The organism is Embleya sp. NPDC005575, assembly GCF_040605455.1.
Classification (GTDB): Bacteria; Actinomycetota; Actinomycetes; order Streptomycetales; family Streptomycetaceae; genus Embleya.
On sequence record NZ_JBEXCV010000185.1, the window covers coordinates 1 to 15,078 of the forward strand.

11 protein-coding genes are annotated in these 15,078 nt (G+C 70.7%); 10 read left to right on the top strand and 1 reads right to left on the bottom strand.

Features of this window, described 5'->3' with window-relative positions:
* Positions 1 to 138: 138 nt before the first annotated feature.
* Entirely contained in the window at positions 139 to 1,482 is a 1,344-nt protein-coding gene (gene murA, locus ABZS54_RS37140; RefSeq protein ID WP_355546338.1) for a UDP-N-acetylglucosamine 1-carboxyvinyltransferase, read from the bottom strand.
* A gap of 151 nt (positions 1,483 to 1,633) precedes the next feature.
* Between murA and ABZS54_RS37145 the strand changes: the two genes are divergently transcribed.
* From ABZS54_RS37145 to ABZS54_RS37190, 10 genes are all read left to right on the top strand, one after another.
* Positions 1,634 to 2,008 carry a hypothetical protein gene (locus ABZS54_RS37145; RefSeq protein ID WP_355546340.1) on the top strand — a complete coding sequence of 125 codons (375 nt, stop codon included), beginning with the start codon at positions 1,634 to 1,636 and terminating at the stop codon, positions 2,006 to 2,008.
* A 4-nt stretch (positions 2,009 to 2,012) separates the two neighbouring features.
* Positions 2,013 to 2,570: a YqgE/AlgH family protein gene (locus ABZS54_RS37150; RefSeq protein WP_020553334.1), complete on the top strand. Its 558-nt coding sequence runs from the start codon at positions 2,013 to 2,015 to the stop codon at positions 2,568 to 2,570.
* Between the two features lie 120 nt (positions 2,571 to 2,690).
* Positions 2,691 to 3,008, top strand: a complete 318-nt coding sequence (locus ABZS54_RS37155; RefSeq protein WP_355546342.1) for a DUF3039 domain-containing protein — start codon at positions 2,691 to 2,693, stop codon at positions 3,006 to 3,008.
* Between the two features lie 285 nt (positions 3,009 to 3,293).
* Positions 3,294 to 4,127 carry an FAD binding domain-containing protein gene (locus ABZS54_RS37160; protein ID WP_355546356.1) on the top strand — a complete coding sequence of 278 codons (834 nt, stop codon included), beginning with the start codon at positions 3,294 to 3,296 and terminating at the stop codon, positions 4,125 to 4,127.
* Positions 4,124 to 4,693 carry a 2Fe-2S iron-sulfur cluster-binding protein gene (locus tag ABZS54_RS37165; protein ID WP_355546344.1) on the top strand — a complete coding sequence of 190 codons (570 nt, stop codon included), beginning with the start codon at positions 4,124 to 4,126 and terminating at the stop codon, positions 4,691 to 4,693. Before ABZS54_RS37160 ends, ABZS54_RS37165 begins: the two co-directional genes overlap by 4 nt.
* A 30-nt stretch (positions 4,694 to 4,723) precedes the next feature.
* Complete coding sequence (locus ABZS54_RS37170; protein WP_355546346.1) at positions 4,724 to 6,895, top strand: xanthine dehydrogenase family protein; 2,172 nt, start codon at positions 4,724 to 4,726, stop codon at positions 6,893 to 6,895.
* A gap of 241 nt (positions 6,896 to 7,136) precedes the next feature.
* The gene (locus ABZS54_RS37175; RefSeq protein ID WP_355546348.1) at positions 7,137 to 8,543 is read left to right on the top strand and encodes an MFS transporter; all 1,407 of its coding nucleotides are present in this window, start codon (positions 7,137 to 7,139) and stop codon (positions 8,541 to 8,543) included.
* A gap of 180 nt (positions 8,544 to 8,723) precedes the next feature.
* Complete coding sequence (locus tag ABZS54_RS37180) at positions 8,724 to 11,144, top strand: hypothetical protein (protein ID WP_355546350.1); 2,421 nt, start codon at positions 8,724 to 8,726, stop codon at positions 11,142 to 11,144.
* The gene (locus ABZS54_RS37185) at positions 11,141 to 12,154 is read left to right on the top strand and encodes an aminoglycoside phosphotransferase family protein (protein ID WP_355546352.1); all 1,014 of its coding nucleotides are present in this window, start codon (positions 11,141 to 11,143) and stop codon (positions 12,152 to 12,154) included. Before ABZS54_RS37180 ends, ABZS54_RS37185 begins: the two co-directional genes overlap by 4 nt.
* A 991-nt stretch (positions 12,155 to 13,145) precedes the next feature.
* Complete coding sequence (locus ABZS54_RS37190; protein WP_355546354.1) at positions 13,146 to 14,927, top strand: DEAD/DEAH box helicase; 1,782 nt, start codon at positions 13,146 to 13,148, stop codon at positions 14,925 to 14,927.
* The last annotated feature ends 151 nt before the right edge of the window (positions 14,928 to 15,078 follow it).

The window sequence follows — 15,078 nt, forward strand, 5'->3', positions numbered from 1 at the left end:
CTCGAACTCCGGGTAGTACTCCGGCTCCGGTTCGAAGTCCGGTTCGTAGTCGTTCTGGTAGTCGGGCTGATAGTCCGGCAGGGGTTCGCGGACGCCCCGGGAAGGGGGCATCGGGGCCCGAGCGGCCGGCGGGAATCGCTAGGCGACGCTCTCGGCGACCCGCATCGGCAGCTCCACACGGGCGCCCAGAGCCTCCAGCTTGGCCTGGAAGTCCTCGTAGCCGCGCTCGATCAGGTCGATGCCGGTGACCCGCGAGGTGCCCTCCGCGGCGAGGGCGGCGATCAGGTACGAGAAGCCCGCGCGCAGGTCCGGGATGTCCAGGTCGGTCGCGTGCAGCTTGGCCGGTCCGGAGATGACCGCGGAGTGCTGGAAGTTGCGCTGGCCGAAGCGGCACGGCGTGCCGCCCAGGCACTCGCTGTACAGCTGGATCGTGGCGCCCATCTGGTTGAGCGCGGAGGTGAAGCCCAGCCGCCGCTCGTAGACCGTCTCGTGCACGATGGACAGCCCGGTGGCCTGGGTCAGCGCGACCACCAGCGGCTGCTGCCAGTCGGTCTGGAAACCGGGGTGCACGTCGGTCTCCAGCGCGATCGCGTTCAGCGGGCCGCCCGGATGCCAGAAGCGGATGCCCTCGTCCTCGATCGAGAACGCGCCGCCGACCTGGCGGAAGACGTTCAGGAAGGTCATCATGTCCAGCTGGCGGGCGCCGCGGACGTAGATGTCCCCGTGAGTGGCCAGCGCCGCGCAGGCCCAGGAGGCGGCCTCCAGACGGTCCGGCAGGGCGCGGTGGTCGTAGCCGACGAGCTTGGACACGCCGGTGATCCGGATCACCCGGTCCGTGGTCACCGAGATGATCGCGCCCATCTTCTGGAGCACGCAGATGAGGTCTATGATCTCCGGCTCCACCGCCGCGTTGGACAGCTCGGTGGTGCCCTCCGCGCGCACCGCCGCGAGCAGCACCTGCTCGGTGGCGCCCACGCTCGGGAACGGCAGGCTGACCTTGGTGCCCTTGAGGCCGTTGGGCGCCTCGATGTAGAGCCCCTCGGGGCGCTTGGTGATCACCGCGCCGAACTCGCGCAACACGCTGAGGTGGAAGTCGATCGGCCGGTCGCCGATCATGCAGCCGCCCAGGTCGGGGATGAACGCGCGACCCAGTCGGTGCAGCAGCGGTCCGCAGAACAGGATCGGGATCCGGCTCGAACCCGCGTGCGCGTCGATGTCCGCGACGTTGGCCTGTTCGACCTGGGTCGGGTCCATCAGCAGCTCGCCGGGCTCCTCGCCCTCGCGGACCGCCACACCGTGCAGTTGCAGCAGGCCCTTGACGATGCGCACGTCGCTGATCTCCGGGACGTTGCGCAGTCGGCTCGGCGCCTCGCCCAGGAGCGCGGCCACCATCGCCTTCGGCACCAGGTTCTTGGCGCCCTTGACGCGAACCTCGCCCTCAAGCGGGGAACCGCCGTGAACCAAGAGCACGTCGTCTTGCATGAATCCTCGCACTTCTGTGGGTACCGAAGCCGACAGGGGAGATGGGCCGACAGCGCTACACGGTAGTCGGATCCGTACCGCTCCCGCGCCGGCTCGCGGAGCCGAAGGGCCCGGGAAAAAGGGTCGTTCGGCCCGTGACCGAAGGGGTGGGATGGTCGGCCACAAGCTTGCGTACTGGGCATTCGCGGGAGCGGTGCTGGTGAACCTGGCCCTCCTGTTCAATCCGGGCAGTCCGGGAGACCCGGCGCCGTTTGTTCCGCATCGTGACAAGATCGTGCATTTTCTCTCGTTCGCGGCCATTTCCTGGACCGGTCGGCGTGTCGGAATCGGTCCGCTCGTGCTCGGCGTGGCGCTTGCGGCACACGCGGTGGAAAGCGAATTGATCCAGCACTTCGTGCTCCCGCATCGCAGCGGCGACCCGTGGGACGTGGTCGCGGACCTGCTCGGCACCACGGCCGCGCTCGTATTCGCCGGCCGACTTCCTCGCGGGGTGGCGCACCGCGACGCGGCGGTTGCGGGATCATGAGCCCATGACCGAGGTATCGCTCACCGGACGCCTGCTCGTGGCCACGCCCGCGCTGGCCGATCCCAACTTCGACCGGTGTGTGGTCTTCCTCCTGGAACACGACGAGGACGGCACCCTCGGCGTGGTGATCAACAGGCCCAGCCCGGTGGATGTCAACGACGTGCTCGTGCCGTGGTCCAAGATCGTCAGCGAGCCGCCCGTGGTCTTCCAGGGCGGCCCCGTCGCGATGGACTCGGCACTGGCCATCGCGTCGGTGCCGGGTGGCGCCGAGCCGCTGGGCTGGCGTCGCGTGCACGGCGGCCTGGGGCTGGTCGACCTGGACGTGCCGCCCGAACTGGTCGCCGCCGACTTCGGCTCGATGCGAGTCTTCGCCGGCTATGCGGGCTGGGGACCCGGGCAGTTGGAGACCGAACTCAAGTCCGGCGCGTGGTACGTGGTCGACTCCGAGCCCGGCGACGCGTTCACGCCCACACCGGACCGGCTCTGGCGGGCGGTACTGCGGCGGCAGGTGGGCGAGTTGGCCATGGTCGCCACGTATCCGGAGGATCCGACGCTGAACTGACGTCGGACTCGGGCCGGATCGGGGCCGCGATCGGGTCCGGCGCCGGCCGGCGGGGAGCGGGACGCGCGGGTGATCCAACGCGCCGTTCGGTGCCGCCGGCGTCTGGCTATCCTGGTGGGTATGACCACTCCCCAGAGCTTCCCGGAGCCGGAGCACGGGACGGGCACCGGCACGCTGATCGAGGAGACGCCGAAGCTCTCCCACGGCGACGGTGACCACGAGCGCTTCGCGCACTACGTCCAGCGCGACAAGATCATGGAAAGCGCGATGTCCGGGAGCCCGGTCATCGCCCTTTGCGGCAAGGTCTGGGTGCCGGGTCGCGACCCGAAGAAGTACCCGGTCTGCCCGATGTGCAAGGAGATCTACGAGACGATGCCGGCCGGCGGGGCCGGTGGGGACAAGGACAAGAGCGGTGGCAAGAGCGGCGGTAAGCAGTAGTCGCTGAGAGTGCGCTCGAGGTGCGCTCGAGGTGCCGGGGGCGTCGGTCGTTTCGGCCGGCGCCTCTTGCGTTGCGTCTTGGTCCGGTTGGGAATCGTTTGCCCGCCCGTCCACCCGTTTCGTTTTGGTCGAAGGCTTGGTTTTTACGGCTTCGGGGTGGGTCTGTGGGGGCCTGGTGGCCTCCGGGTGTGGTGGGGTTTCGGGTTCGCTCAAATCTCGGTCGGGACGGCCCGTCGGAGGGCGCGTGGCAATAGGGTGGGCGGCGCTGTGGACGCGACGATCTTGATGCCGCTGTCGCTCGACGAGGCCGTGGATGCCCTCGCGCGCGACCCCCGGGCACTGCCGGTGGCCGGGGGGACCGACCTCATGCCCCGCGTCAACGCCGGCACGGTGCGACCGCCGGCCCTGGTGGGCCTGGCGAAGGTCGCCGACCTGCGGCGGTGGGGTTACGAGGGTGATTTCGTCATGCTCGGTGCCGGACTCACCTGGGCCCGGCTGGCGGACGCCGACCTGGCCTCGCTCGTCCCGGCGCTGGCCGCCGCCGCCAACGAGGTGGGTACCGCGCAGGTGCGCGCGATGGGCACCCTCGGCGGCAACATTCTCGCGAGCGGCCGAGCCGCCGACTCGCTGCCCGTACTCGCGGCCCTGGAGGCCACCGTGTCGTGCCGGTCGCCGGGCGGAGTGCGCGAGGTCGCCCCGCACCTGCTCGCGCCCAAGGCGGGTGCGATCGCCGAACAGCTCTTGCGGCCGGGGGAGTTGATCACCGGGGTGCGGGTGCCGTTGCTGCGCGGCGTGCAGGAGTTCGTCAAGGCGCCGGTGGGCGGCGGACGACACCTGACCCTGGCGCTGGTGGCCGGCCCCGTGGTCGGCGACGTGCGTTGTGCGGTCGGAGGGGCGCATCCCGGTCCGGTGCGCGCGTTCGACGCGGAACAGTGGCTGGCGGGACGGATGGACCCGCACACGGGTCGGCTCCCGGACGCGCGCGACGCGGCCGACTTCGGCCGGCTGGTCGCGGACGAGGTCCGGCCCGACGCGGAACAGCGGGCCGCCCGGGCGCACCTGCGGCACGTGGTCGCGGTGTGCGCGCGGCGCGCGGTACAACGGGCGTTCGGCGGATGAGCGGCCCCGGGTTCGACTTCGATGCGGCCCCCACGACCTCGTACATCCTGCGCGTCAACGGCGAGGCGCGGCTGATCGAGAACGCCTGGATCGGCGAGAACCTGCTGTACGTCCTGCGCGAGCGGCTCGGCCTGCCCGGCGCCAAGGACGGCTGTGGGCAGGGCGTGTGCGGGACCTGCACGGTGCATCTGGACGGGGTCGCGGTGTCCGCGTGCCTGGTCGCGGCGGCCACCCTCGGCGACCGCGAGGTGCGCACCATCGAGGACCTGGACAACGACCCGGAGACCGCCGAGGTGCAGCGCGCACTGGTGGAGTCCGGCGCGGTTCAGTGCGGGTTCTGCGTGCCGGGAGTGGTCGCGTCCGCGTGCGCGCTGCTGGCCCACGGGTCGGAGCCGAGCGAGGTGGAGATCCGGCGTGCGCTGGACGGGCACCCCTGCCGGTGTGCCGGGCCGCATCCGATGGTGGACGCCGTGCGCACCGCGGCGCGCAGGCGCGCACCGCGCGAGACCCATTCGACGATGATGTTCAACGTGATCGCGCCGCCCGCGTCCGGCGGCACCGAGTGATCGGCGAGACCAAGTGATCGGCACGAATCGGTGATCGGCGAGTCCGCACCGCGCCCCGACGGGGACGCCAAGGCACGGGGGCGGTTCTCCTACACCGGCGACCTGTGGGCCCCGGGCCTGCTGTGGTGCGTGCTGGTGCGCTCGCCGCACCGACACGCGCGGATCCTGGGCGTGGACGCGGCCCCGGCCTACGCGGTGCCGGGCGTGCGCGGCGTGGTCACGGCGGCGGATCTGCCGCCGGGCTCGTGCCACGGCGTGATCGTGGCGGACCGGCCGGTGCTCGCGGACGATGTGGTGCGCTTCGCCGGGGAGGCGGTCGCGGCGGTCGCCGCGGAGACCCTGCACGCGGCGCGGGCCGGCGCTGCGGCGGTGCTCGTGGCGTACCAGCCGTTGGAGGCCGCCTCGGATCCCGAACACGCCTTCGCCGGACCGCCGTTGCATCCGGACGGCAACGTGCTGCGGCACATCGCGCTGCGCCACGGCCGGCCGGTGAAGCTGCGCCGGGACGGTACGGCGGTGGACGAGGTGGTGGTCGAAGGGCTGTACGAGGTGCCCGCGCAGTACCAGGCCAACCCGGCCACCGACGCCGCGCTCGCACTGCCCTCGCCGGACGGCGGCGTCGAACTGCACGTGGCCTCGCCGGATCCGCACGCGGACCGGGATCAGGTCGCGGAGTGCCTGGGGCTGCCCGCCGGGATGGTCCGGCTGATGCCCACCGGCGCGGGCGGTTCCTCCGGCACGCGCGAGGACGTCGGGCTGACCGCCGTGGTCGGTCTGCTGGCGCTGCGCACCGGACGGCCGGTCAAGGCGGTGCTCGAGCGGGACGAGTCGTTGCGGGTGGGCGGGCATCGGCACGCGGCGCGGATGAAGTACACCCACCGGGCGGACCGGGACGGCCGGCTGCTCGGGGTGGAGGCGCAGATCATCCTGGACGGCGGTGCGTACGCGGGCGCCTCGGCGGAGGTGATCGGGCGGCTGATCGGCTGCGCGGCCGGGCCGTACATGGTGCCGTACGCGGCGGTCGACGCGTGGGCGGTGCGTACCAACAATCCGCCGGCGGGGGCGATGCGCGGGCCCGGCGCGGTGCAGGTGTGTTTCGCGCACGAGGCGCAAATGGACAAGCTGGCGGACGCGCTCGGGATGAACCCGGTGGAACTGCGGCTGCGCAACGCGCTGAGCTCCGGAACGATGCTGACGACGGGTCAGGTGCTGGACGGGCCGGTGCCGGTGGGGGCCGCGTTGCGGGCGGTGGCGGAGGCCGCGCCGCCGGCCACGCCGCCTGCGCCCGGGACGTTGCGCGGGACGGGGTATGCGGTCGGGCTGATGCCGCTGCTGGGGATCGAGGGGGCCGACGAGTCCTCGACGGCGACCGTGCGGCTCGACGGCGGCGTGGTCACGGTGACCTGCGCGGCGGTCGAGGTCGGGCAGGGTTTCGTGACGCTGGTCCGGCAGATCGTGGACGAGGTGCTGGGGGTGCCGGACGCGATCGTGCTCCAGGCGGGCACCGCGCTGCCGACGGCGGGGGCGCCGGGGGTGGGGCGACACACGTGGCTGACGGCGGGTGCGGTGGAGCAGGCGGCGCGGGAGATCCGCGAGCGGTTGTTGGCGCCGGTGGCGGCGCGCTACGGGATGACGGCGCGGTTGTTGGACGTGCGGGACGGGCGGATCAAGTCCTACGACGGGCTGATCGATCTGTCGGTGGATGTGATGTACGAGGACACCGCGACGGTGACCACGGCGGGTGCGTGCCGGGCGCCGAGCACCGAGCCGCTGGACGACGCGGGGCAGGGCAACGCGTATCCGGCGGTGGCCTTTTCGGCCTGTCGCGTCGTGGTCGACCTGGACCCCGAGTTGGGCACGATCCGGGTGGTGGAGGTGACCGGGGCCCACGACGCGGGGCGGGTGCTGGATCCCGCGCAGGCGCGGGTGCGGGTGGAGAGCTCGGTGGCGATGGGGGTCGGGCTCGCGCTGACGGAGGACATCGAGTCGGCGTGGTCGCCGCCGGGGACGTGGGACGTGCCGCCGGTGCGGGTCGCCGCGTGGATCGAGGAGCCGCAACCGGGCGCGCCGTTCGGCGCGAAGGGCCTGGGCGACGCGACCATCGTCCCGGTGCCGGCGGCGGTCGCGGCGGCGGTGCGGGATGCGACGGGTCTGGAACTGCCGCGATTGCCGCTGCGGCCTCGGGATGTGGTGGTGGATTAGGGGGCGGTGGCGGCGGGTGGGTGGCTGGGTCGCCTGGTCGCTCGGCCGTTCGGCCGTTCGGCTGCTCGGTCACCTGGTTACTCGGCTGCCCGGCCGCTCGGCTCCCCGTCACCCGGCCGCTCGGTCACCCGGCCGTCTCTGCGCCCGGCCCCGGTACTCCCTGCCGCCGATGCCGTCTTGGCTGAGAGCGGGGTGATTACATTGATAAGTAGGTTGATATGGCAGGGTCTAGGCTGTCTCGGTGACAGCCGTAGGGGAGCCGAAGTCCGCGCGACGGAGCGCCGAGAAGTCCGACGGGGAGCCCGGTGTACTGACCCGGCCCTATCTTCAGCTCACGCTCGGGATCGTGTCGGTGGTCCTGCTGATCGCCTTCGAGGCGATGGCCGTGGGCACCGCGATGCCGGTGGCGGTCAAGGAACTCGACGGCGTGCCGCTGTACGCCCTGGCCTTCTCCGCGTTCTTCACCACGAGCCTGCTCGCCATGGTGGTCTCCGGCGAATGGTGTGACGCGCGTGGACCCCGGCTGCCGCTGTTCGCCGGGATCGGGGCGTTCGCGGCCGGACTCGTGCTGGCGGGCACCGCGCAGTCGATGTGGCCGTTCATCGCGGGCCGGGCCGTGCAGGGCCTCGGCGGCGGGCTGGTGATCGTGTCGCTGTACGTGGTGGTCGGCAAGGCGTACCCGTCCGCGCTGCGCCCGCGCGTGTTCTCGGCGTTCTCCGCGGCGTGGGTACTGCCCTCGATCGTCGGGCCGCCGGTGTCCGGTCTGGTCACCGATCACCTGGGGTGGCGCTGGGTGTTCCTGGCGATCCCGGTGCTCGTGGTGTTGCCGATCGTGATGATGCTGCCGCAGCTCAAGCGGATGGCGGGTGAACCGGACCCGGACGCGCGGATGAACCGGAACCGGATCGGCGCGGCGATCGGCGCCTCGGTGGGCGCGGGCATGTTGCAATACGGCGGGCAACACCTGAGCGTGGTGGGCGTACTGCTGCCGGCCGCCGGCCTGGCGCTGATGGTGGCGACGGTTCCTCGACTGTTGCCGGTGGGCACGTTGCGCGCGGCGCGCGGGCTGCCGGCGGTGATCCTTTCCCGGGGTGTGCTCGCGGGAGCGTTCTTCGCGGTCGAGTCGTTCGTACCGCTGATGTTGATCAGCGAGCACGGCCTGTCGCCGACCGAGGCGGGGCTGACCCTGACCGTGGGCGCGCTGTCCTGGGCGGTCGGGTCCTGGTACCAGGGCCGCTCACCGCACGAGCGGCGGCCGCGGCTGGTCCAGGTGGGATTCCTCTGCGTGGCTATCGCGATCGGCGGCGCGCTGCTCGCATTGATCTCCGGGGTGTCATCGTACGTGGTCACGGTCGGCTGGTTCTTCGGCGGCGCCGGCATGGGCATGGCCGTCTCGTCGATGAGCGTGCTCACCCTCGACCTGTCCACCCCGGAGGAGTCCGGCACCAACTCCTCCTCCCTCCAGGTCGCCGACTCGCTCGGCACGATCGTCATGGTCGGCCTGGCCGGCGCCATCTTCGCCACCCTCCACAAGGGCACCGGCAAGGACGCCGGCGTCTTCACCCTGATCTTCGCCATCATGCTCGGCGCAGCCCTCCTCGGCGCCCTCCTCGCCCCAAGAGTCCGCCGCCCCGACCCGAATCCCTGATCCCCCACCCCCGGGCCGCCGGCCGATTCCACTACACACACCGAATCCCCCCGACTACCCTGAGTCCCGACGGCCTGCTCCGGCGCGGGCTTCGGGGATCGGGGGGACCTCATGCCGCTGCAACCACGATTTCGTAGATCCGCAGGTTCTCAGCGCCGGTTCGTCGACCGGGAAGAGGCCATGGCGGTCTTCGACGAGTCCTGGGCCGGTAGCGGGGACGGCCTGCGGGTTGTGAACGTGACGGGCGTCGGTGGGATCGGAAAATCACGGTTCCTGCGTGAATGCCAGTTGCGGCTGGAGTCCGAGGCCCGCACCGTGCTGCTCGATCTCCAGATCCCGGCCCTGCGTGAACAGGACGCCGCGCTTGCGGTGTTGCGCGCACGTCTCGGTGCCCAGGACGCCTCGTTTCCGCGATACGACCTCGCCTACCTCGCGCTGTGGCAACGTCTGCACCCCCACCTGCAGATCTCGCTCGCCGATGTGGCCGCCCGGCAGCAGAGCGAGGTGCTGACCGATCTCGCGGACGCCGTGGGCGGCCTGCCGGTCTTTCGGACCGTCGGCGGACTGCTGCAGCTTGCCGGTCGGTCATCCGCGAGGTTCAAGCAATGGCGTTGGCTCCGGAACGACGAGACCTTGCAGCGGCTCGACGAACTCGATCCGGCCGAACTCGCCGACGCGGCCACATTCCTGTTCGCCGAGGATTTGCGCCGGGCGAGTGTGGAGCAGCGATACCTCGTCTGTATCGACGCATACGAGGCATTGGTGGGCGGCAGTACCCGAGCGGGCCGTACCGCCGGGCTGGACGCGTGGTTGCGGGACCTCGTATCGCAGTTGGACCGGGGCCTGGTAGTGATCGCGAGCCGAGAGCCACTGGGCTGGGAGACGTACGACAGTCAATGGACCGCGCACCTGATCCAGGTGCCCCTCGACGGGCTGCCGATGACCGCGCGGGTCGAACTGCTCGAAGCGCACGGGGTGGGCGATGTTCGCGCCCGCACCGCCTTGGCCCGGGCCAGTTCCGGCGTGCCCTTCTACCTGAACCTCGCCCTCGACGCGGAGTCCGGCGCGGATCGGGGCGACAGCGCGCTGGCCCCCGCCGTATCGGGGGAGGAGATTCTCGAACGATTTCTCCAACACGTGGATCCGCAAGAGGTCCGGTTGCTCGAAGTGCTCGCCGTGGCACGCACGATCGACTTCGACATCTTTCGCACCGTAGCGGCGGCGTTCGGGTTGTCCGCGGATCGGCGGACCTGGGAGACGTTGACCGCCTATTCCTTCGTTCAACCGGCGGGCGTCGAGCGATTTCAACTGCACCAACTGATGGCAAGCGAACTGAGGGCGCGTCAGACGGCGGCGATGCGCCAGGCCGTACACCGCGTGCTGCGGACCCTGTGGCGGGAACGGGCCGATCGTTGTGCGACGGGCCTTGCGAGCACTCGCCGGACGACCGGGGCGCAGTTGCGCGAGGTCGTCTTCCACAGCATGTACGCCGGGGAGTTCACCCCGGGCGAACTGCTCGCCCTCACGGCGGAGATCGCCGCGAGCGGCGGCATCCGCTCCCTGGGCGGTGTCGTCGAGGATGTGCGGCGCTTTTGCGCGGCAGGCGACCAGCCCCGCGCCGAGTTGGAGATGGCCGCGCGCTGCGTGGAAGCCGAGACCGCGGTCCTGGTCGGAGACGCCGAGCACGCCGAGACATTGACCCGGGGCCTGGCGGGAGTCGACGGCGACAGCTCGGCTCAGGTACGTCTGGCCCTCGCCGGCGCGGACGCGTTACGCGTGCTCGGTCGGACCTCGGAGGCGCTCGCGCGGTACTCGTCGTTGTGGCAGCTGGCCAGGGTCTCGGAGGGTCGAAGCGCGGCGCTATGGGCAGCGGACCTCTACATGGCGGGCGGACGCTTCCGGGACGCGGAAAGCCTGGTCAACGGGCTTACCGGCACGCTCGGCCGTGACGAACACACGCTGCGCGGCGACACCGCGCGACTGATCCACCTGGGTCGGCGTTTCGCCTTCGATTTTCCGGCTGCCCGCAGCAGTCTGGATCAGGCGCAACTGCACTACCTGGAGGCGGGCTCCGCGGTCCGACTCGCGAATCTGGTGGTCAACCGGGCCGAGTTCCTGGCCTGGACGGAGCCCGAACACGCCGGTGACGTGGCGGACGAGGCGATTGCGGCGCAGCGGGACATCGGTGCCCTGCACGAACTCGGCAAGGCGTACACGGCCAAGTCATTGGCTCTGCTTCGGTGCGGGCGTATCGCCGAGTCCGAGGCGTCGTTGGAGACCGCCCTGGAAGTATTGGGACGCGCTCGCTACCGCTCCGGAACGGCCCGAGCCCAACTGGTCAGGTCACTCATTCTGCTCCGCCGCGGTGAACCCGAGAACGCAAGGGGCACCGCAGAGTGGGCGATTCGTGAATTCGAGGGGGCGGAGGTGTACCCGACGCTCGTCCTCGCAGCACTGAACATGTTGAGCAGGACCGGACCGGCGCAACCGGCGCACGCAGCGTCCCTGGCCCGGGCTCGTGCGGCAATCCGTCCGGTCGATTCCCTCGGGGCGCTCGAGGCGAGAGTCGACGCATGGGTCGCGACCATTTTGGGGGAATGATCATGACACCGGATCCGCTGACGCTCTATCGCACGGCACGCGAGTCCGGAATCAGCGCCTCGGGGTTCTACAACGACAACGTGCGCTCCGAGACCGACGACGGACCTGTGATCGTTCGGATCCCGATCCACGGCGCGGATGGCATGGATCTGCGCATGTGGCCCGAGCAGGAGGTGATCCGGGCGGTGGCGCCGTGGGTCTCGGTGGCCCCCGACGTGTTGCATGTCTCGCACCATCCGGCTTTCCAGATCCACCGCTTCATCACGGGTGATGTGTTGGACGCGGTTGCCCCACGCGGCGAACCGGTGCCCGCGCACCTGGCGGGGGATGTGGTGCGCTTCTTTCGGGACATGTCGCGAGTGCCGGTCGAAGCGCTTCCCGCCCTGCCCGCTGATTGGCCGAAGGACGGGGACACGGCCGGGTTCGGGGCGCTGCTCTCTGCCGTGACCGACGACGTCTGGCGGCGCTTCCGGGAGCCCTACGCGTCGCTTTATGCGGCGTTGGGGGTTCCGGCGGATCCGCTCGACCGGGTGGAGGCGGACTGGGCCACGATGACGGGGCGCCCGTTCCGTGCGCTGCACTGCGACATCCATCGCAAGAATCTCATCGTGGCCGCCGGTCGGACCTACTTCCTCGACTGGGAACTGGCCCTGTGGGGCGACCCGTTGTACGACCTCGCCGTACACCTGCACAAGATGGACTACTTCCCGGACGAAGCCGAGGCGGTCCGCGGTGGGTGGATTGCGGCGATGCCCGCCGATACGCGGGCGCAAGCCCTCGCGGACCTTCCCGTGTACATCCGACACGAACGCGTCAAGTCCGCTCTCGTCGACACGGTTCGGTATTCCAAGCTGATCCCGACCGCGGTTGATGCGTTGGTCGAGCGGCGCCTTGTGGCGTCTTTGACGACGAAGATCAATCGGGCAAGAGCGGTTTGGGGCGTGGGAGGTCTGTTGGAGGGTGCGGAGGTTCGGCGGATTCTGGGCACCTGCCGGTCGGCGGCGAACTGAAGTCGGAGCCGGGGTGGTCGGCTTCGGCGGGGTTGTGTGCCGGGCGCCGGGAGCGCCAACCAGCCGACCGCGGCCCCGGCCATGCCGTCGCCGAGGGACGAGACCGCGTACCGGGCAGTAGTCGGCGGAGCACGGGATGGGCGAGCACGGGGCGGTAGGGGGACCGCCGGATCGCCTGCGGCGAGGTGCGGTGCCATCTGCGCCTCCGAGGTGTCGAGTCGTCGATACGTTCGGAGGGGAGTCGTCGAGGCCGACGGGACGATGATTCCCCGGGAATGGGGGGTGGTGTTGTATTCCGCGTCCGGCGGAATGGAGACAAATGGCTTCAGAGTGGGGGTGGGAATGGCTGATCTGGGGTTTCGCGAGGTTGAGGGAGTTTCCTTCGGTGGTGAATGTGCAGCTCAGGGATTGATGGGAGTGGATCGACGGTTGGCGGGCGAACGTTTATGCGGCGTCCGGCATTTTGCTCTGAGGGGATTTCTTCAGTTATTCGGGTGATTCGGTCGCGGGGCTTGGGCTGGGGCTTGGGCTCGGGCCTCGGCGGGCTTGGCGGGCTTGCGGAAGGGGGCTTCGAGTCTTCGGGGCCTACGTCTTTGGGTCTTGCGGGGCAGGGTTCACCCCTGTCGGGTATCAGGGGCCGGACTCGCCGCATCGGGTGATTCGGTCGGCGCTGTGCTGTGGGGTGTGCGGGCCCCGGCCCGGCCCGTGGGGTGTCCTGGGTTGGCTCCGGCCCGTGGGTGTCGCGGGCTGTGGTTGCGCCGTGGGCGTCCCGAACCGGCGTCGCCCTCTGCGGTGTTCGGGGCATCGCGGGGGATTTGTCGCGACGCGCCCGGGACGGGGTGGGGGTGGTCGGGGTTGTGGGGCAAGGGGCGGTGGTCGGGGCCGGATCGGGGGCGGGTGGGGGTCGTGTGCGCGGGGGTCCCGCTGGTTGCTCGGGTAGCCTGATCGCTTGCCCTCGATTGCCCCCTCGGCTTGGAGCAGACCCGTCGCAGTGAGTACCGCAGCCGCGTCCCATCTGTCCCCGGCCTTCCCGAATCGTGCCTCCTGGGGCACCGCGAACAAGCTGCGTGCGTGGCAGCAGGGGGCTCTCGACACCTATCTCGAAAGGCAGCCGCGGGACTTCCTTGCGGTGGCCACGCCCGGTGCCGGCAAGACCACGTTCGCGCTGCGGATCGCCTCGGAGTTGCTGGACGCGCACGTGATCCACCAGATCACCATCGTCGCGCCGACCGAGCACCTCAAGAAGCAGTGGGCCGAAGCCGCCGCGCGGATAGGCCTGCGGATCGACCCGAACTACTCCAGCGCCTCGGGCCCGGTGTCGCGGGAGTACCACGGCATCGCGGTCACCTACGCGGGCGTCGGCGTGCACCCGATGCTGCACCGGCGCCGGGTGGAGAACCGCAAGACGCTGGTGATCCTGGACGAGATCCACCACGCGGGCGACAGCAAGTCGTGGGGTGAGGCGTGCATGGAGGCGTTCGAACCGGCCACCCGCCGGCTCGCGCTGACCGGCACCCCGTTCCGTTCGGACATCAACCCGATCCCGTTCGTCGCGTACGAGGAGGGCAAGGACGGCATCCGCCGCTCGTCCGCCGACTACACCTACGGCTACGGCCACGCGCTCTCGGACGGCGTGGTGCGTCCGGTGATCTTCCTGTCCTACTCGGGCGACCTGCGCTGGCGAACCAAGGCCGGCGACGAGATCGCCGCCTCGCTCGGCGAGCCGATGACCAAGGACGCGATCAGCCAGGCATGGCGTACCGCGCTGGATCCGCAGGGCTCGTGGATGCCGCAGGTGTTGCGGGCCGCGGACAAGCGGCTGGGCGAGGTACGCAAGGCCATCCCGGACGCCGGCGGCCTGGTGATCGCCACCGACCACGAGTCGGCCCGGGCGTACGCGCGGATGATCCGCGAGATCACCGGGCAGGGCGCCACCCTGGTGCTGTCCGACGACACCGGCGCGTCCAAGAAGATCGAGGACTTCTCCGCGTCCGAGGACCGTTGGATGGTCGCGGTGCGGATGGTCTCCGAGGGTGTGGACGTGCCGCGGTTGTCGGTGGGCGTGTTCGCCACCACGATCTCCACGCCGCTGTTCTTCGCGCAGGCCGTGGGCCGTTTCGTCCGGGCCCGGCGCCGGGGCGAGACGGCGTCGGTGTTCCTGCCCTCCGTGCCGACGCTGCTCCAGCACGCGAACGAGATGGAGATCGAGCGCGACCACGTGCTGGACCGCCCGAAGAAGGAGGGCGGCATGTACGACGAGGAGGACGCCCTCCTCGCGCAGGCCAATGCGCAGAAGGACGAGCCGGGGCAGCAGGAGGAGTTCGCGTTCGAGGCGCTGGAGAGCGAGGCGCGGTTCGACCGGGTGCTCTTCGACGGCGCGGAGTTCGGGCTTCAGGCGCATGTGGGGAGCGAGGAGGAAGAGGAGTACCTCGGCCTGCCCGGCCTGCTCGAACCCGATCAGGTCCAGATGCTGCTTCAGTCCCGCCAGGCCAAGCAGGTGGCCAAGAGCCGGCGCAAACCCGATCACCAGGCCGACCTGTCGGAGAAGCCGGCAGACCAGCGCCCCGTGGTGACGCACCGTCAGATGACCGCGATGCGCAAAGAACTCAACTCGATGGTGGCCGCGTGGCACCACCGCACCGGGCAGACGCACGGGCAGATCCACAACGAGCTGCGCCGAGTGTGCGGCGGGCCGGCGGTGGCCCAGGCGTCGGTCGGGCAGTTGGAGGCGCGGATCGGGAAGATCCGCGAGTGGGCCACCTCGGGCCGTTGAGGCCGGGGTTGGGCAGCGGCGCGAAGTCGGGCCGCCGCTGGGCGGCCGAGCCGGGCCGCTGCGTGGAGACGTGGGTCGACTGGGCGGTCTGGGTGGTGCTGACCTTCACGCCGAAGGAGTTCCACTGCCGGACCGCCAACTCGACGGCGGC

Coding starts and splice junctions, on each gene's coding strand:
- ABZS54_RS37185 (WP_355546352.1), top strand. CDS start 11,141: ATGATCATGACACCGGATCCGCTGACGCTCTATCGCACGGCACGCGAG.
- ABZS54_RS37160 (WP_355546356.1), top strand. CDS start 3,294: ATGCCGCTGTCGCTCGACGAGGCCGTGGATGCCCTCGCGCGCGACCCC.
- ABZS54_RS37150 (WP_020553334.1), top strand. CDS start 2,013: ATGACCGAGGTATCGCTCACCGGACGCCTGCTCGTGGCCACGCCCGCG.
- murA (WP_355546338.1), bottom strand. CDS start 1,482: ATGCAAGACGACGTGCTCTTGGTTCACGGCGGTTCCCCGCTTGAGGGC.
- ABZS54_RS37165 (WP_355546344.1), top strand. CDS start 4,124: ATGAGCGGCCCCGGGTTCGACTTCGATGCGGCCCCCACGACCTCGTAC.
- ABZS54_RS37145 (WP_355546340.1), top strand. CDS start 1,634: ATGGTCGGCCACAAGCTTGCGTACTGGGCATTCGCGGGAGCGGTGCTG.
- ABZS54_RS37155 (WP_355546342.1), top strand. CDS start 2,691: ATGACCACTCCCCAGAGCTTCCCGGAGCCGGAGCACGGGACGGGCACC.
- ABZS54_RS37180 (WP_355546350.1), top strand. CDS start 8,724: ATGGCGGTCTTCGACGAGTCCTGGGCCGGTAGCGGGGACGGCCTGCGG.